Source organism: Bradyrhizobium sp. STM 3562 (assembly GCF_045571435.1).
GTDB lineage: Bacteria > Pseudomonadota > Alphaproteobacteria > Rhizobiales > Xanthobacteraceae > Bradyrhizobium.
Window position 1 is genome coordinate 455,083 of sequence record NZ_CP120694.1, and the last position, 17,844, is coordinate 472,926.

The following is a 17,844-nucleotide window of genomic DNA, read 5'->3' on the forward strand; positions in this document are numbered from 1 at the left end:
GAGAACATTTTGACCTCCGAAGTTGATGGCCTGCCCGAGACCCTTACGGCCCCGCGCACGGACCCCGTTTACAACTGCCATGCTTATCTCACGAAGGTTCCGATCGCGGCCATCAGGCCGTTCATCGAGACCTTTACTGTGCGCGGCGAAACTGTGGCCGATATCTTTGCCGGATCGGGAATGACTGGCCTTGCCGCCGCAACGCTTGGACGACGTGCGCAACTCAGCGATATCTCGGTCCTCGGCCGTCACATCGCGATTGGTTATCTGACCGAAGTTGACGGCATGAACTTCAGCCGCGTGGCCAAAGATGTCATCGACCGCGCCAGGCTGGCACTGGGCGATCTCTATCTGACGGAGCGCAACCCGGATCGCGCGAAGGTGGAGATGGTCCGCACTGTATGGTCCTTTACGTATCACTGTCCGGGGTGCGATAGGCCGCTTGTCTTCTTCAAAGCGATGCGTAACGGGCGGACGGCCGCGCCCGATAAATGCCCTCACTGCAGTGAATCGTTCGTAAGGCGAATATGGAAGCGTGGTCCAGACGTCCCCGTGCAAGTTGTCGTGCGGGATTCAACAGGTCGATTGGCTGATCAAGAAGTCGGAGAATCCGATTTTGATGCCATTGCCAAAGCCAAATCCGATACACGTCAACATGAAGTACCTTCGCGCATGATCGATGAGTCGCGCGAAATGTTCAGCCGCTCAGGTTTGGGCAAGGCTGGCCTTGTTGAGACCAAGCAATTTTTCTCGCCCCGCAACGCGATTGCTTTGCTTGAGCTCTGGCGTGCAATTCAGGCGGTAAATGAACAAAGCCTGCGTGCCAAGCTATCGTTTGCATTCACGGCAATTTTGCCGAGGGCATCTCGGCGATATCAATGGAGCGCACAGCGTCCCCTTAATGCGCAAAACCAAACCTATTACATAGCGCCGGTTTATTATGAGTGGAACGTTTTCGAGCTTTTCGAGCGCAAGGTAGAGGCTGCGATCCGCGCCGGTGAGTTCTTGTTCGGCAGTGAGCCGCTTTTCAGCAGCGAGGTAGCGAACGTAAATTACGCCCTCTGTTCAGCCGACCATTTGAGCCATCTCGACGATGCTTCGGTTGACTACATTTTTACAGACCCTCCCTTTGGCAGCAACATATTCTACAGCGACATGAATCTGTTTCAGGAGGCATGGCTTGGCCAAATCACCGACCATGCTCGAGAGGCGGTCATGCATACGACGGGGCGGAAAAAGGCCGGCGCAGCCAAGCGCTATGAAGAAATCCTCCGCGGTGCGTTCGCTGAGGCTTTTCGGATTCTCAAGCCTGGCCGTTATATGACTGTCGTATTTGGAAACAGTAACGGGCGAGTATGGGCGCTCGTGCAGCGCGCGATGCGAGCCGCCGGTTTCCAATCCGCGCCAGTGCACGTTGCGATACTCGACAAGGGCCAACGGTCCGTCAAAGGACTAAATTCAGGCTCCGAAGGCGTGGTCACTGTCGATTTGGTCGTAACGCTACAAAAGCCTGTCGACCCTTCAAAATCAGGCGCCGACTTGATACAGGCGGATCCACGTGCACTTATTAGAAAGGCCCTGGATTCCATTCCGGAAACCATGCGAAGCCCAAGTTACATTTATGCGACTATCGTTCGCGACGCGATCAAGCGGCATCAGATGCTGGATCATCTCCACCTCAGCGATGTTCTGATTGCGTTGCGCGATGCTGGCTATACAATTGACGCCAAGAAGGGCCTCCTGGTTCGGGACAACCAACAGATTGCGGTGGCGGCCGAGTAAGTCGGGCAGAAGGATCTCGTCCGATATCTCAACCTGATTCGCCCGTCGCGTTAATGTGTCGCATCCCGTCGGCTTGGGGTGTGGCGGGCAACCGGCCTTCCCTGCGCCCTCTGTTCTTTCGAGAGGGTTCATCTGATGCAAGGCGCAGGCGAATGCCGCCGCGAGAACGCGCACACGTGTCTCAACGCGTCATTGCGAGCGAAGCGAAGCAATCCAGACTTTCTCCGCCGATTCAGTCTGATTGCTTCGTCGCTTCGCTCCCCGCAATGACAGCAGAAAGGGCACCAGCGCAGAAGCTCCATCGCACGCGGACGCCGAGATGCTCAGCCTCAGCTACCGCCTAAACAATTCGCGCAGCACGTCGTTCATCGGCTGACTATCCTGGTGCGAGGAATCGTCTTGCTCGGCGTTCGGCGGTGGAGGCGCGGCCTGCTGCTGGCCTTGTCCGCGGGTGCTCGCATCGGGCGGAATGCTGCGGCTGCGGCCGCCTAGTCCCTGCTGGATCAGGCCGCCCAGCGCCTCCCCGAGGTTGCCGCCAAGCAGCCCGTTCTGCTCGTCGCCGTTGCCATTGCTGCCACCGGTCAGTCCGTTCAGGAGGCCACTCAGGCCGCCGTTGGGTCCGAACAGGCCTTTGCCCATTTCGCGCAGCTTGGCGTAGGCGGCGTCCGGGTTGTCCAGCATGCCGGCGATGTCGGGGTAGATGCGCGGCTCGGCCCAAGGGCCCTCGATGGCAACAGGGATGCCGAAGCTGACGGGATCGGAGGTCCGTCCCTGGCCCTGGGTGGTCATCACGAGCTTCGGCTCGACGCGCAGGCCGAGCGTCTTCGTAGCTAAATCCACGGTGCCGCCGCCGGTCACCCGCACCAAGGGGCCGACCAGGTTGATGTCACTGGTCGTGGCTTGGCCGTGGTCGATGCGGAACGAGGCCGAGAGCTGGGTGAGATCGGTCGATTGCTCTTTTTCTTGCTGCCAGCCCGACAGCGGATTCGTCGTCAGATTGCGGATCATCTGGGCGACGTTCAACCCGCGAATGGCGCCGTCCTGGAAGTTGGCGAACACCGTGCCGGAGAGATTGGACATGATCGCCTGCTGGCTGGCGCCGCTGGAGCGCGCGGCGATCTTGGCCTGCAGCTTGCCGTCGATCTTGTCGAAATCGGCAAGGCTCGTCAGCAGCGGCAGCGCACTGACGCCGACGAGGTCGCAATGCATCGTAAAACTGGGGGTGCCGGCGGTGGCGTCGACAACGACCTCGCCGCTGGCCTCGCCCCCATAAGTGCCAAGATTGGCGATTGCTGCCTTCAGCACGCCGCCCGCGAGCGTGGCCTCGACAGCGGCCGGAGCGAAATGCGCTTCTCCGATAGTGGCGTCCGCGGCGGAAATCCGGATCTCTCCGTCGAGATAGTTCAGTCCGATGAGATCGATGGGAGCGCTGCTCCAGGGCTGCGAGGGCGAGGTCGGCGCCGCTTTGGCAAGCGGGACATTGAGCCGCTGGAAATCGAGATCGACTTTCACCAGCGGCTTGGAGGCCGCATCGACCGATGCCCAGCCGCTGAAAGCGCCATCGCCAAGCGTTCCACTCACGCCGTTGAACATGACGAGCGAGCCATTGGCGCGAACCTCGGTCTTGGCCGAGAGCGGGGCGTGCAACAGATCGGGCGCGTCGATCCTGAGCTCCACCGGAATGCTCTGCCGCTGCAGCGGCAACGATGGGACATTGGCCGTGACGTCGAATTTGAGCGGAGAGGTGCCTGCGCGCGCCGAGCCAGTCAGCTTGAGTTTGTGCTCGGCATCCATGCTGGCATCGGCGTCGATGCCGTCGATGCGGTTCTCCACCCGGTCATGCGGGTTGGAAAAGACGATCGCACCGTCCGCGATCTTGACGCGATCGATCGCAACCGCCTCCGCGTTCCCGGCCGCTGTCGCGGACTTGGTCGCGACGATCTCGCGGCTGCGCTCGCGCAGCAGCGGAACATAGACAACAGGCCTGGTGATAACGAGCGCATTCACTTGCGGGTGGCCCGACCACACGCTCGACAAGCTCATGTCAGCCTCGATGCTGCCGACGGTGACGCGGTTGGAACCGTCGTGATCCCCCGGGTTCTGCAGCGTCACATCGTTGATGGTGAGGTTGAGCCGTGGCCACAGGCTGAGCCTGGTCGCGCCCGCAATCGTCAGGCGGTATCCGGTCGCGCGTTCGACGCGCTCCTGGATTGCCGAGCTGACGAAGCTGGAGGGAATTCCGACGATCAGCACCAGCGCGATTACGATGATGACGGCGGCGATCGCGGCGCCTGCGATTTTCAATGCTTTCATGTCGACGTTCCCAGCGGCAAACATCATCACGTCCGGCCGGCAGCCATCCCGCCACGCCTGTGTTTCGAACTTATCCCGGAAACGGGAGGCCGCTCAAAAAGGCCCAAACTATTCCGGGTGCTGCAAAGTTATGTGACTTATGGCACACTTCGCGCTGGCCGGAATTTGATTAACCGCCTCGTACATTTAAAGGCATTGCAATGAGCAAACAGGCCGAATTTGCGGTCATCTTGAAAATGAATCCGATGTTCGCGCACCTAGGTTCCGACGAGCTGCAGCGGCTGTCGGGTCTTTGCCAGACCCGGAATTTGGTGAGCGGCGAGGTGCTGTTCCAGAAGGGCGATCCTGGTGATGCCTTGTTCGGGGTTCGGCGCGGCCAGATCCGGATCGAGACCGGCGCCTCCGACGGCAGCCGGCTGACGCTCAATTTCATGGGGGCGGGCGAGTTGTTCGGCGAGGTCGCGGTGCTGGACGGCCAGAATCGGACCGCGGACGCGACCGCCGCTGAGCCGACCGAGCTGTTCGTGCTGCGGCGCGATGACCTTCTCGATTTTCTGGAACGCGAGCCAAGGGTCGCGATCAAGATCATCGCCTTGCTGTGCCAGCGCATCCGTTGGCACAGCGAGCGGATGGAGGAATCGGTGCTGCAGCCGCTATCGGTCCGGCTCGCGCGGCGCCTCGTTGCGCTCGCCGCCGATTTCGGCATGGAGGTGCACGTCTCGCAGGAGCAATTAGGAGTGTTCGTCGGTGCCGCGCGCGAGAGCGTCAACCGCCAGCTCCAGAGCTGGCGCAAGGACGGCATCCTGGATCTGCAGCGCGGCCGCATCCTCGTGCAGGACATGCCGCGGCTCTCCACGATCGCACGAAACGAATAACGCGGCGCGATCCCGAACATGCCCAACAGGTCGCATCACAACGCCGGGCATATCGGGATGAACATGCTGCGAAAGAGGGGACGTTCGCATTCTTCCGCAAGCATAGCGATAACGCCGAGCGCTCAGGCGACCTCGCACATCATCGCCGTTGAGGACTGCCTTGCGCTGTTGCGCGGCATTCCGTCGGGGTCGATCCAGCTCGTGATCTGCGATCCGCCCTACAACATCAATGTCGCCACATGGGATGATCGTGCGCATTATGTTGATTGGGCCGCGCAATGGCTGTCGGAGGTCGAGCGCGTGCTCGCGCCATCGGGCAATTTTGTCCTGTTCGGCGGCCTGCAATATCAGGGCGAGGCAGGCAGCGGCGATCTGATCAACCTGATGGGGTGGATGCGCCAGCACTCCACCATGCTACTCGCCAATCTCATCATCTGGAATTATCCGAACGGCATGAGTGCGCATCGCTTCTTCGCCAACCGGCATGAGGAGATCGCCTGGTTCGCGAAATCGCCGAAGTATTATTTCGATCTGGATGCGGTACGGACCAAACTCGATGCCAAGACGCTGGCCCGCTACAAGCGCGACAAGCGGCTCAATCCGGATCATCTCGACAAGGGCATCAATCCGACCAACGTCTGGAAGATTCCGCGGTTGAACGGCAATTCAAGGGAGCGCGTCGGCCATCCCACGCAGAAGCCGAAGCGCCTGATCGAGCGGCTGGTGTGCGCGCTGTCCTATCCGGGATCGACGGTGCTGGATTTTTTTGCCGGCAGCGGCGTGACCAGCCGGGTCGCGATCGAAACCCGGCGGCACTCGATCTCGGCCGATGTGGACGCGATGTTCCCGACCTATTTCGGGCGGCATCTCGACCAGATCGACGGCGGGGATTCGTTGCCGAAGCCCTATGCGCTGATCGGCAGCGGCGAATGGTCCACGCATCCGGCGTTCACCGCGGCTGGCCGGACCGCCGCCGCCAAATGACGCCGCGGTTGATCTACTCCGCGGCCGCCGCCCGCTTTCGGTCCTCGCGCGCGTCCTTGTGCGCTTCCGCATGCTCCGCATCGGCGTGGGAGACGACCAGCCTTTTGCTAACGCGCCGGATCAGCGAGCCGACGTCGTCCATCACCATGAACATCGCCGGCACGAAGACCAGCGACAGGACGGTCGAGAAGATGAGGCCGCCGATGACGGCGAGCGCCATCGGCGAACGGAACTCGCCGCCGGCGCCGACCGCGAGCGCGCTCGGCGTCATGCCGGCGACCATGGCGATCGTGGTCATGACGATCGGGCGCGCGCGCTTCATCCCGGCGTCGATCATGGCCTCGTCCCGCCGCTTGCCGGCGCGGATGGCCTCGATCGCGAACTCCACCAGCATGATCGCGTTCTTGGTGACGATGCCCATCAGCATCAAGATGCCGATCCACACCGGCGTGGTGAGTTGCTTGCCGGTCAGGAGCAGCGCGCCGATCGCGCCGCCGATCGACAGCGGCAGCGAGAACAGGATGGTGATCGGTTGCAGGAACGTGCCGAACAGCAGCACCAGCACGGCATAGACCATCATCAACCCGGCGGTCATCGCGGTGGCAAAGCCCTCCGACAATTCGTTCAGGCTCTCGGCATCGCCCGAGGGGCTCACCCTGACGCCCTTGGGCAGGCTTTTCATCACCGGCAGATCGTAGATCTTCCTCGTCGCATCGCCGAGCGCGGCCGAGCCGACGAGGTCGGCCGCGACGGTGGCCTGCCGCTCGCGGTCGTAGCGGTTGATGCTGGTCGGCCCCTGGTCGAGCTTGATGTCGGCGACGACCGAGAGCGGCACGCCGCCCTTTTCGCCGTGTGCGCCGAGCGGAACCCGAAGCTGCTCCAGCGTGCGCAGGTCGCTGCGCGCGGAGTCCTCGAGTTGCACCCGGATCGGAACCAGCCGGCCACCGGCGTCGAACTTGGCGAGCGCCGGACCGACATCGCCGATCGTGGCGACGCGCACCGTCTGCGACAGGCTCTCGGTGGAGACCCCGAGCCGCGCCGCCAGATCCGCGCGCGGCTGGATACGAAGCTCCGGCCGGTCCAGAGCCGTTTCCGGAGTCACGTTGGAGATGATGCTGATCCGCTTCATCTGGGTCGCCAGCTCATTGGCGACGTTGTTGACGATGTTGCTGTCGACGCCGGTGACGACCAGCGAGACGGCGCGCAGGCCATTCTCGTCGACGAACCAGAAGCGGATGTCGGGAACGTTCTGCAGCTCCTGGCCGATCGAAAGCTCGAGCTCGCGCTGGGTGACCTTGCGTTCCTTCTTCGGCGTGTAATTGATGATCAGCGCCGCGCGCCGCACTTCCTCCGGCCCTTGCGGAGTTCGTCCCCCGTCCACGAACACGCTCCTCACCTCGGGCCGCTTGCGCAGGCGCGCGACGATGTCCTCGGTGACCTGCTCGGTATGCTCGAGCTGGGAGCCCGGCGGCAGCTCGATCGCGAGCAGCGAGCGCGCGCTGTCCTGCGCCGGCAGGAAGCCCTGCGGCAGCAGCGTGATGCTCCAGACGGAGGCGGCGAAGACGCCAAGCCCGATCAGCACCGTGATGTAATGGTGCTTCACCGACCAGGAGACGACGCGGTGATAGGCCTCCAGCACGCGCCCGTGCGGCGGCTCCTCATTGCTGTGCTGCTTGAGGAAATAGGCCGCCAGCATCGGCGTGACGAAGCGCGCGGCCAGCAGTGAGAAGAACACCTGCACCGAGACGGTGATGCCGAACTGCTTGAAGAACTGTCCGGCGATGCCGGACATGAAGCTCGCAGGCGCGAAGATCGCGATGATGGTGAGGCTGATCGCGATCACCGCGAGGCCGATTTCGTCGGCGGCCTCCAGCGCCGCACGGTAGGGCGTCTTGCCCATCCGCATGTGGCGGACGATGTTCTCGATCTCGACGATGGCATCGTCGACGAGAATGCCGGTCGAGAGCGTGATCGCGAGGAAGCTGACGAGGTTGAGCGAGAAGCCGAGCAGGTCCATCGCCCAGAACGCCGGAAAGATCGACAGCGGCAGCGAGATCGCGGCAATGATGGTGGCGCGGATGTCGCGCAGGAACAAAAGCACGATGACGACCGCGAGAATGGCGCCCTCGAACAGGGTCGAGATCGCGGCCTCGTAGTTGCCTTTGGTGAACTCGACCGAGGTATCGATCAGTTTTAGGTCAACGTCGGGATAGGCCTCCTTCAGCGCATCGATGCGCTTTTGCACCGCGGCGGCGACCACCACGTCGCTCGCGCCCTTGGCGCGCTTGATTCCGAGCGCGACCACCGGCTCGCCGTTGAAGCGGGCAAAGGTGCGGCGGTCGGCGATGGTGTCGGTGACGGTGCCGAGATCGTCCAGCCGCATCTCGCCGCCGCCGAACAGCGGGATCATGGTGCCGGCGAGGTCGTTCAGCGTCTTGGCGCCGGCGAGCGTGCGGATCGCCTGGTCGTTGCCGCCGATTTCGGCGCGGCCGCCGGCGAGGTCGACATTGGTGCCGCGCAGGCTCTGGCTGACATTGACGGCCGTAAGGCCGGCCGCCTGCAGCCGATCGGGATCGAGCGAGACCAGGATCTCGCGCTCGACACCGCCGATGCGTTCGACCTGGGCGACGCCGCGCACGCCCTGCAGTGCGCGTTTGACGACGTCGTCGACGAAATAGGATAGTTGTTCGGGGGTCTTGCCGGGCGCGATCGCGGCATAGGTGACGATCGGAAGCCCAATCACGTCGACGCGCTGGATCAAGGGCTCGTTGACGTTCTGCGGCAGGTTGGCGCGGACGCGCGTGACCGCGTCCTTGACGTCGTTGAGCGCGCGATCAGTGTTGGTCTCGAGCTGGAACTGGATCGTCGTCACCGACAGGCCGTCGGTGATGGTCGAGGAAATGTGGCGTACGCCCTCGACGCCGGAGACGCCGTCTTCGATGATCTTGGTGACCTGGGACTCCAGCTCAGCCGGAGCGGCGCCGAACTGCGCCACCGCGACCGAGATCACCGGGATGTCCGCGGAAGGCAGGCGGGTCACCGCAAGCTTGGTGAAGCTGATCCAGCCGAGTGCCAGCAGGATGATCGAGAAGAGCACCGAGGGAAGCGGGTTGCGGATCGACCATGCCGAGATATTGAGTGCCATCAGCGCACCTGCCGATCGAGTTCATCAGCGGATACCGTCTTCACCTGGTCGCCGTCATGCAGGGAACTGCCGGCATCGGCCACCACGGTTTCGCCGACATCGAGGCCCTCGAGGATTTCGATGTTGGTGTCGGACACGAGGCCGACCCGCACCTTGCGCGTCTCGATGGTGTTGCCTTTGACCACCTGAAGGGTCAGATGGTCAATGGCCGTGCGCGGAACCGCGACCCCGCAGCTCCGCTTGGCATCGATATTGGCGCGGGCGAACATGCCGACCTTCAGCGCCGGATTGTTGGTCAGGGATATCCTGACACGTCCGAGCTGGGTGGTGCGATCGATCTGCGGCGAGATCAGGCGGACGCGTCCGACCATGTCGGGGGCATCGTCGCGGCTGATGCGCGCGGTGGCGCCCGGATTGAGTTTCAGCAGATGGACGGCCGGCACCTCGGCATCGAGTTCGATCTCGTTGTTGACCGAGATCCGGAACATCGGTCCGGCCTGGGGCGAGGCCGGCGCGCCGACGGCGGTCCGGACCTCGGTGACGAGGCCTGCGGCCGGCGCGCGCAGCGAGAACGGGCCGTTGCGGCCAGCGGGCGCGCCAGGCGGCGGCGTCAGCCGCGCCAGCTCCTGATTTTCGGTGACCATGTCGCCTTCGTGGACCAGCAGGTCGGTCACCTTCGAGCCTTCGTGGTCGACCCCGACGACCGCCTCGCGCCGCGGCACCAGATGCCCGGTGACCCGGACCAGATCGGAAAAGCACGCGTTGGTCGATTTGGTCACGACGACCTGCGCCTCACGGAGCTTTTCCGTCTCCTCGTGATGCGGCCGATGCTCGAACCAATAATAGAGCCCAACAAGAGCTGCGAAGAACAGCACGCCTCCCGCGGGTTTTACGTAGTCGGTCAATGTCATCGCCGGATCATTCCAAGGGGTCGCGAGGGCAGTATCGGAGGTGTCGCTGATAGGGTTGAGAGCTGCGGCCGTCCTGAGACGAACAAACGTCCCGCAGCTTCGCGGAACGCAGGGGCCAGAGCGCCGTCACGGCTTCGCCGGCCGGCCGATTACTTCAATGCGGTGGTCTTATCAGCCATGTTGACCACTTGCACGCGCCGATTCGCTTCGGCCGGCGGGTGGCTCGGATCCCCGAACTTGCCCTTGCCCCAGCCGGCGGTGACGGGGTCGGCACCGCCGCGCCACCCCACTTCCAACCAATTGCCGTCTTGGCTCCAGCGCGCAACGCTTGGTTCGGGCGGGAGCGGGCGGTCGGCTCGAATCGTGCTCACCGGACCCCGTATGTCTCGAATTCCTGGACGATGTTGGGGTCCATGGCCCTGGCATTGGCTATATCCAAATCGCCCTCGGGAATCGCCCCATTGCGCTGTTTGGCAAGCCCACGGCCATAGAGCGAGGAGGTCAAGCGCGGATTGATCTTCAGTGCGGCGTCGAAATCGGTGATGGCGTTCTTGTTCGCGCCGGCCTTGAGATTGAGGAGCCCGCGGCTGTCCAGCGCATCGACGAAATTGGGCCGCAGCCGCAGCGCCTCGTTGCAATCCTTCAGCGCGCCCTGGAGATCGCCGACGACGGTGCGAACCCAGCAGCGGTTGTTCAGCGCCTCGACATCTTTCGGATTCAGCCGGATCGTGTCGTCGAAATCCTTGATCGCCAGCTTATAGGCTCCCTTGCTGACATAGACCTGCCCGCGCCGGTACAGCGCGTTGATGTCATCGGGATTGGCGTCGATCTTGGCCGTCAGGCTCTTGATCGTCGGATCGTCGGCCAGCGCCACTTCGGCCGGAGCGGGATTGTTGCCGGCGGGCTTATCCGCCGGTGTCGGCGTGGGCGGCGTAACCTCGACCTTCGGCGGGGCCGTGGGTGTCGGCAGGTTGACCGCCGGAGCTGGGCTCGGCGCCGGAGCGGGCGATGCGGTCGAAGGCGGAGGTTCGGTCGGCGGCAGCGCCGCGATCGCAGCCGCCGGATGCGGATTGCCGCCCGGGACGAAAGAAAAATCCTCCGCGAGCGAGGAGGAAATCCACGGAATCTGCTCCTGGCGCGACGCGCGGGTGACGCCGACGCGGGTGCGGTTGAGCGCCTCTTCGGCCATCAGGTCGGGGACGCGGATTTCCTTCAGCAGCTCCTGCACAAACAGGCTGTGATCGCCGCCGCTGTCGGAGACGACGGAGGACAGCGCCGCCGAATACATCACCAGCGTCCCGTTGGGCGCAACCACCGGGGCAAGCCCGGCGGAGAAGCTGCGGAAGCGACGCTCATAGGGATTGCGCCGGCTGGCATCCAGCAGCGCGATCTTGACCCCGGCGCCGCGGCTATTGATCTCGCCCAGCACCGTCTCCAGACTGATGCCGTCCCGCCGCACGTCCGATTCCTGCCAGATCTGGGCATCGACCGGGATCATGTAGCTCTGGCGATTGGACTGGATGCCATAGCCGCTGAAGAACAGCAGCGCGACATCGCCCGGCTTGATCTCGGCATAGAGCCGGTCGAAAGCCCGGCGCATCGCATCGCCGGTCAAATTCTCGCCGATCTCGAGCTTGAAGCCGTCCCGCTTGAGCTCGTCGGCGACATCCCGTGCGTCGTTGATCGGTTCCTTCAACGGGGCGTCCGCATCGGGATATTTTGCATTGCCGATTACGAGCGCATGGCGGTCGCCGGCGGCGGATGATGAGGCGGTCGAGGCGACCGAGAAAATCAATGCAAGAAGCAATGCGAGGCGGATCTTCATCACTCAGCGGTCCAGCGAAACAGGCGCCGATACCAGCTTGCGCCTCAGCGAAACTAGCTTACGCATAAATCATAATCAAACCGGCCTTGCCATCCGTCAACCATATGGAAAGTCGCGCTTATTGCCGCGCCGGGCAGCAGACGACAGGACTGCTGTCTCTTTCCCGACCGATCGTCGCTGCGAAGCTCCCCGCGCCGCGATCTCGAGTTCCCACAGCAGCCTCACAATGTGACTAGCCTCACACTTAAGCCGCAGTTGCGTCGTCTCGGTGTCCGTCAACCGGTTTGACCTTTGTCGCGAGCAGTGGCTTGCTGCAGCCGCCTACCTTTGCAGCAAAGACAAGGGACACAAATGCAAAACGTCTACGAGGTCTATGCGATGCGCTATGCGACGATGTCGCCGCGCACGCCGAACATGAATTTTCTCTCACCCGATCCCCATGAGACCACGGCCCAGGCGCTCGATTATTTCGTCTGGCTGATCCGTGGGGAGGGGCGTGACATCCTGGTCGATACCGGTTTCAACGCCGAGGAGGCGCAGCTCCGCGCCCGCAAGCTGACGCTCAATCCGGTCGATGCGCTCTCGGGATTTGGCGTTGCGGCCTCGGACATCAGGGACGTGGTCGTCACGCATTTGCACTATGACCACGCCGGCAATCTCGACCGTTTCCCCAATGCGCGCTTCCATTTGCAGGAGCGCGAGATGGCCTATGCCACGGGGCGCTGCATGTGCACCGGCCTGTTGCGGCATCCGTTCTCGGTCGAGCACGTCACGCTGATGGTGCGCCATGTCTATGGTGAGCGCGTCACCTTCCACTCCGGCGACGGCGAGGTCGCGCCGGGCGTCACCGTGCATCGCGTCGGCGGCCATTCCGACGGCTTGCAGGTGGTGCGTGTCGAGACCGCGCGCGGTCCCGTGGTGCTCGCCTCCGACGCCGCCCACTATTACGCAAACCTGCATCGCCGCAACCCGTTTCCGATCCTCTACAACATCGGCGACATGGCCATGGGCTGGGACATCGTCGAGCGGCTTGCCGGCCATCCCGATCGCTTCATTCCCGGGCATGACCCGATCGTGGCGGAAATCTACCCGCGCGCCAGCGACAAGGTCGACGCCTTCGCTTTGCACAAGGCACCGTCGCGTTCGTTCGCGAAATAGCTGGCGGCGCACGCTGCTGCAAACTCCACGACGTCGTCCCGGCCAAGCGAAGCGCGAGCCGGGACCCGTAACCACAGGCAGGTGTGATTGGGAATGATGTCATCGGCCCGGCCCGACACCGGCTGCCATCAGCGCAAAGCGGAAATCGAATGGCAGGCGTACCCGTAGGCTGGGCCGAAAATGACCCGAAGCCGAGCTTTCCCTCATCCATGAAAAGTTTAGCTATCGGCTGCGTCAACAGTTTACGCGCCCGACCCAGGGTATTAGGTGCAAAAGGGATCGAAATCGGAACAGGACGAGATTGCAGCGGTTAAGCAGTGCGCCTCCGCATCATGGGAAAAAGCATGACCAACAATGGGGACTTGTTGAGGCTGCTACTTGCGACCTTCCCGCCGCAGCCCCCCGACGCAGTTCTTTTGGAGGGAAGATCGCCACGATGATGGCTATGAGTTCGGTCGCGATTTGCGTGATTGGCTCGAAGGGCGCCGATGGACAGAGATCAAGATGCGCAATTGGGCGATGGCCGGACACATCCGCATACACAGAGAGCTTTTGGACCCGGCAACCTTTCTCTATTATTTGCCGTCCTTGTTGCTCGGTGTGACTGAGGAGCCAGCGTATCTGGCCTGGGCTCTCGAAGCCATCGTTCCATCGGGGAGAGATCGAAAGCCGAAGAGCAAATGGTGGGGTGAGCTTCTTGAAACCATCTCACCGGACCAGCGTGCTGCGCTTCGGGCTTTCCTTGCATATGTCCGCAGCGACCTCTTGCGGTCTGAGGAAGGACCTTTTGTGATCACGGAGGCAGAGGCACGGACTTCCGACGCCGAGACGTTTTGGGATGCACAAAATCTCGTTGACTAGCTCGATGAAGCGATGAATGTCGCGCAGGTCTGGATGCGGCCCACACCGACGAACTCCGGCGATCATCCGAATGTCGGCTTTCAGTAGGTAGAACGGAAATGCCGGTAAGGCGGCTTTGGGTACTGACCTGGACGAACATTTCTGTGAAGTGCTGGCCCGTTGGATCTAGCGAAAAGCGAAATGACGGTCTAGGTTTTCTACTTTGCTGCATCTTCATACTAGCTTCAGGAAGTTCTATGCGCAGAAGTGCTTTCCGTTTCGCCCGTTGGTCACCTCACGTTGTCGCGATGATCTTAGCAACAACCGGGCTGGCTTCTACTGCAAGCGCCGATGGCTCCTCTCTTCCTTACGGGAGAGGCGGCATGAGATTCCCGGAGATGAACGCCATCATCGCTCGATACAATGCCAGCGGAGAACTCTTCCGGATTGAAGGCAATTGCCGATCTTCATGCACCGAGCTTCTTGCAATCAAGAAAGTCTGCGTCGACCCTAGCGCAACCCTTCAATTTCATGCAGCGTTGGCTGATCCCGCTCAGCCTGTCGATCACGGGCGCAACATGCGAATGGCGAGCTATTACAACCCAAAACTCCGAGCGTATGTACTTGCCAACCATTACATGGATTCTTGGGACTTTCATGACATTTCGGGCGCCGACATCGTAAGCAGATTTGGCTATCGGCCGTGCCCCGCAAGATAGAGCATACTGGGATCTTCGGCTTACTGACGTGACAGATGAAGATTGTAGGCCCGAAATCCATCCCCGCACGCGGTCAGAACTCGGAAATTCAGTCTGCCCGTAAGATGAAGTCCAGCTAGTGTTGTGACTCTGACAATCCATTCCGTCATTCCGGGGCAGCCCGCAGGGCTGAACCCGGAATCCAGAGGTTGTGGCGCGAGATTCCGGGTTCTCGCTTCGCGAGCCCCGGAATGACACCGAGTGAATCAGATGTCAGAGACACAACACTAGTGTCCCGAGTCACAAGTTCGCAATCCTAGAGTCGCGTTAGATTCGCGTCGCTGTGCCAATGAAGGGCAAACAGCGACGGAGCATCCAATGACGATCCGGCGACTTGCCCCCCTGATATTGAGTGATGATGAGCGTGCCGAACTGAAGTCGCTGACCATGCGGCGGAAGACGGCGCAGGCGCTGGCTTTGAGAGCCCGGATCGTGCTGACCTGCGCGGAAGGCGGCCAGAACAAGGAAGTGGCGGCCAAGCTGGGCCTCGACCGGGCGACGATAGGCAAGTGGCGGCGGCGTTTTGTGGAGCAGCGTGTGGCCGGGTTGCATGACGAGCCGCGCTCCGGAGCACCGCGCACGATTGACGATGCCCGCATCGAAGCCGTGATCGTGCAGACGCTGGAGAACTGCCCGGACAACGCCACCCATTGGAGTTCCCGCGGCATGGCGAAGGCCAGCGGCCTGTCGGTGTCGACGGTACAACGCATCTGGCGGGCCTTCGGGCTCCAGCCGCACCGGCTGGAGACGTTCAAGCTCTCGACCGATCCGAACTTTGTGGCCAAGGTGCGCGACGTCGTAGGCCTTTACGTCTCGCCGCCGGAGCACGCTATCGTTCTGTGTGTGGATGAGAAGTCCCAAATCCAGGCACTGGACCGCAGCCAGCCGATGCTGCCGATGCGCCTCGGCCAGCCAGCCCGAAGGAGCCATGACTACAAAAGGCACGGCACCACATCGCTGTTTGCCGCCCTAGACATTGCGACCGGACGAGTCACCGGCAAGTGTTACGGACGGCACCGTGCCGCTGAGTTCCGCAAGTTCCTGGACGAGATCGAGGCCGCCGTGCCGCGCGAACTCGACGTCCATCTCGTCATGGATAACTACGCCACGCACAAGACCCCGTTGATCCGGCGATGGCTAGCCAAAAGGCCGCATTGGCACGTGCACCTGACCCCGACCAGTTCGTCATGGCTCAACCAGGTCGAGCGCTTCTTCGCGCTCCTCACCGATAAGAAGATCAGGCGCGGCATCTATCGCAGCGTCGCAGCCCTCAGGGCCGACATCACCTCGTTCATCGATCGACACAACGTCGATCCCAAACCATTCCGATGGACAAAGTCCGCCGATGACATCCTCGCTTCCATCGAACGCTTCTGCCGATACAATGTCTCGGCCAACCACGCACAGATGTTGCGAACTTCTGGTTCAGGACACTAGCGATCTACCAATTCGGAATTTTACCTGGCGCTCAGCAGGCAGTTTTTCGTTTCGAGTTCGCAGTGCAGATTGGATGTCCGTCGCGCGCCGAACCGCCTCGACGGCACTGTCGAACTACGTGGGATTTGGCCTTTGGTTCTGGCTGATCGCTCGCTGCTCCATGGGGCGCCGTCGCACCCTTCGGTCTGCTGCTGCCGGTGTTCGCCTTGATGTCGAGCGCATTATTCCTTGGCGAGCCGATGACCCCGAAGTTGATTGTTGGTGCGCTGCTGGCGATCTCTGGTGTTGCGTGACACAGTTTAGACCGAGCGCTCGACCGGTTTGAATCCGAAAGCTGCGTGCTAGCGAATTCCGCTGTTGGCCCTTCGCGTCATTCCACTCTTGCAGGGCAACCGTACGGTTCGGGGAAGACAGCGGACCTCGACTTCGCATCGAACCTCCGGGTCTTGTGAAAGACATAGCCTAATGCAGGCCTGATTTGCCCGACAGGCGCGGGTACACGAATTCCTGTCAACCCTCGCGCGCGAAAACATTTCTGTTTTTCCGAAGGCCGAATCAGTCGTATCGTTCGCGCATCCCGCCTCGATGACAGAGGGGCGCATCGCGATCGTCACGAACGCGAGGCGGGTTGCGGTGGACGCGAGAATGCCGACAGACGAGCGGCATGATTGCGGACGGCGAAGTCGCGTGGTCCTGGCGCGCCCATGCAGGCGCCAAGTTGGCGACGATGCTTATCGCATCGCGCGCAAATTTCTTTTGCGCGAGGGCCCCGGGTGCGCGGCCACCCGGCCTTCCCTGCGCCCTCTGTCTTCAGAGGGGGGACGGACGATGCAAAGCTCGGACGAATTCCCGTCGCGAGAAGGCGGGTGCACGTCTCTCCTCGCGTCCAGTGACGTGTGCGCTGTTTGAAATTTGAATCAGGGTGTTTGCCGCGCGTTCCGTCGCCTCGGCCTGCGTGCGGCGGGGCTATCGCTTATGGCGCCGCCGGATTTTTACGCCGATATTTCCGCATCGTCATGGCCGGGCTTGACCCGCCTGCGGGGCCGAAGCCCCTACGGCGAGGCGAAGGCCCGGCCATCCACGCCTTTGTCGCGCGAACCAAGGCGTAGATGCCCGGCACAGGGCCGGGCATGACGAGTTTGTGGGCTAACCGACGAGATAAGGTGCACCGAAGCTGCAGTGTGATCCGTATATGCGATAGCCTTGCCGCAAGCGGCGCGAGGCAACGAGAGCGCTAATACGCCTCCTTGGCGTCGGCCTCTTCGCTCGTTTGAATAAGGCCCAGGCTGCCCTCGATCTTGCCGAGCAGGCGCGCAAGGTCCTTCCGCTCGGCCGCTGAGAGGCAGGTCAGTATCTCCTGTTCCCTGCGCAGCAGGCGCGGGATCAGCTCTTCATAGAGCGTGCTGCCCTTGCGCGTCAGGCGCAAGCGGAACTCGCGGCGATCGTCCTCGTTCGCGACCCGCTCGATCAGCCGCCGCTCGAGCAGCGCGGTCACGGCGCGGCTGATGGTGGATTTGTGCGTGCGCGTGCAATGCGAAATGTATTGCGCGCTGCATGGATCCTTGCGGAAGCCGAGCGTCGCCAGCACCCGCCATTCCGGAATGTCGAGCCCATAGCGCGCTTGATACTCGTTCGACAGCGCAAGGCTGACTTCGGCCGCGAGGCGGTTGAGGCGGAACGGCACGAACTTGAAGAGGTCGAGCCGGGCGTTTCGTTTGGAGGCGCCTTCCTCGCGCGGATTGGCGTCCGCCTCGCTTAGCAACAAGGTCCTCGGCAAAAAATTGCTCCAATTTGAGTTGACGGCCGAATGCGCCCG

13 protein-coding genes and 1 pseudogene are annotated in these 17,844 nt (G+C 62.3%); 8 read left to right on the top strand and 6 right to left on the bottom strand.

The window, feature by feature from the left end; all coding sequences use genetic code 11:
* Positions 1-9: 9 nt before the first annotated feature.
* Positions 10-1,782: a DNA methyltransferase gene (locus P6U23_RS02150; RefSeq protein ID WP_407177972.1), complete on the top strand. Its 1,773-nt coding sequence runs from the start codon at positions 10-12 to the stop codon at positions 1,780-1,782.
* 333 nt (positions 1,783-2,115) lie between these two features.
* Here the strand turns inward: P6U23_RS02150 and P6U23_RS02155 are convergent, their stop codons facing one another.
* Positions 2,116-4,095, bottom strand: coding sequence for an AsmA family protein (locus P6U23_RS02155; RefSeq protein ID WP_407177973.1), 1,980 nt, complete (start codon positions 4,093-4,095; stop codon positions 2,116-2,118).
* Between the two features lie 200 nt (positions 4,096-4,295).
* Here P6U23_RS02155 and P6U23_RS02160 point away from each other — a divergent pair, with 200 nt between their 5' ends.
* Both P6U23_RS02160 and P6U23_RS02165 read left to right on the top strand, forming a co-directional pair.
* Entirely contained in the window at positions 4,296-4,970 is a 675-nt protein-coding gene (locus P6U23_RS02160; protein WP_407177974.1) for a Crp/Fnr family transcriptional regulator, read from the top strand.
* 18 nt (positions 4,971-4,988) lie between these two features.
* Positions 4,989-5,954, top strand: a complete 966-nt coding sequence (locus tag P6U23_RS02165) for a DNA-methyltransferase (RefSeq protein ID WP_407177975.1) — start codon at positions 4,989-4,991, stop codon at positions 5,952-5,954.
* A gap of 13 nt (positions 5,955-5,967) precedes the next feature.
* On the opposite strand, the gene P6U23_RS02170 is transcribed toward P6U23_RS02165, so the two are convergent.
* From P6U23_RS02170 to P6U23_RS02185, 4 genes are all read right to left on the bottom strand, one after another.
* Entirely contained in the window at positions 5,968-9,099 is a 3,132-nt protein-coding gene (locus P6U23_RS02170) for an efflux RND transporter permease subunit (RefSeq protein WP_407177976.1), read from the bottom strand.
* Positions 9,099-10,010, bottom strand: coding sequence for an efflux RND transporter periplasmic adaptor subunit (locus tag P6U23_RS02175; protein WP_407177977.1), 912 nt, complete (start codon positions 10,008-10,010; stop codon positions 9,099-9,101). The genes P6U23_RS02170 and P6U23_RS02175 overlap by 1 nt, the downstream gene beginning before the upstream one ends.
* A gap of 149 nt (positions 10,011-10,159) precedes the next feature.
* Positions 10,160-10,381 carry a hypothetical protein gene (locus P6U23_RS02180; protein ID WP_407177978.1) on the bottom strand — a complete coding sequence of 74 codons (222 nt, stop codon included), beginning with the start codon at positions 10,379-10,381 and terminating at the stop codon, positions 10,160-10,162.
* Positions 10,378-11,835 (bottom strand): caspase family protein, encoded by a 1,458-nt coding sequence (locus P6U23_RS02185; RefSeq protein ID WP_407177979.1) that lies wholly within the window; start codon positions 11,833-11,835, stop codon positions 10,378-10,380. Before P6U23_RS02185 ends, P6U23_RS02180 begins: the two co-directional genes overlap by 4 nt.
* 351 nt (positions 11,836-12,186) lie before the next feature.
* Here P6U23_RS02185 and P6U23_RS02190 point away from each other — a divergent pair, with 351 nt between their 5' ends.
* The 5 genes and pseudogenes from P6U23_RS02190 to P6U23_RS02210 form a co-directional block, all read left to right on the top strand.
* A complete protein-coding gene (locus P6U23_RS02190; RefSeq protein WP_407177980.1) occupies positions 12,187-12,993 on the top strand; it encodes an N-acyl homoserine lactonase family protein in 807 nt (268 codons plus the stop codon).
* Between the two features lie 504 nt (positions 12,994-13,497).
* Positions 13,498-13,854: a DUF6714 family protein gene (locus P6U23_RS02195; RefSeq protein WP_407177981.1), complete on the top strand. Its 357-nt coding sequence runs from the start codon at positions 13,498-13,500 to the stop codon at positions 13,852-13,854.
* A 377-nt stretch (positions 13,855-14,231) separates the two neighbouring features.
* Positions 14,232-14,552 carry a hypothetical protein gene (locus P6U23_RS02200; RefSeq protein WP_407177982.1) on the top strand — a complete coding sequence of 107 codons (321 nt, stop codon included), beginning with the start codon at positions 14,232-14,234 and terminating at the stop codon, positions 14,550-14,552.
* 357 nt (positions 14,553-14,909) lie between these two features.
* Positions 14,910-16,028 (top strand): IS630 family transposase, encoded by a 1,119-nt coding sequence (locus P6U23_RS02205; protein WP_407177983.1) that lies wholly within the window; start codon positions 14,910-14,912, stop codon positions 16,026-16,028.
* 115 nt (positions 16,029-16,143) lie between these two features.
* Positions 16,144-16,353: pseudogene (locus P6U23_RS02210) on the top strand (EamA family transporter); the annotation flags it as partial.
* A gap of 909 nt (positions 16,354-17,262) precedes the next feature.
* Here the strand turns inward: P6U23_RS02210 and P6U23_RS02215 are convergent.
* A complete protein-coding gene (locus P6U23_RS02215; protein ID WP_407181754.1) occupies positions 17,263-17,793 on the bottom strand; it encodes a MarR family winged helix-turn-helix transcriptional regulator in 531 nt (176 codons plus the stop codon).
* Positions 17,794-17,844 lie beyond the last annotated feature (51 nt).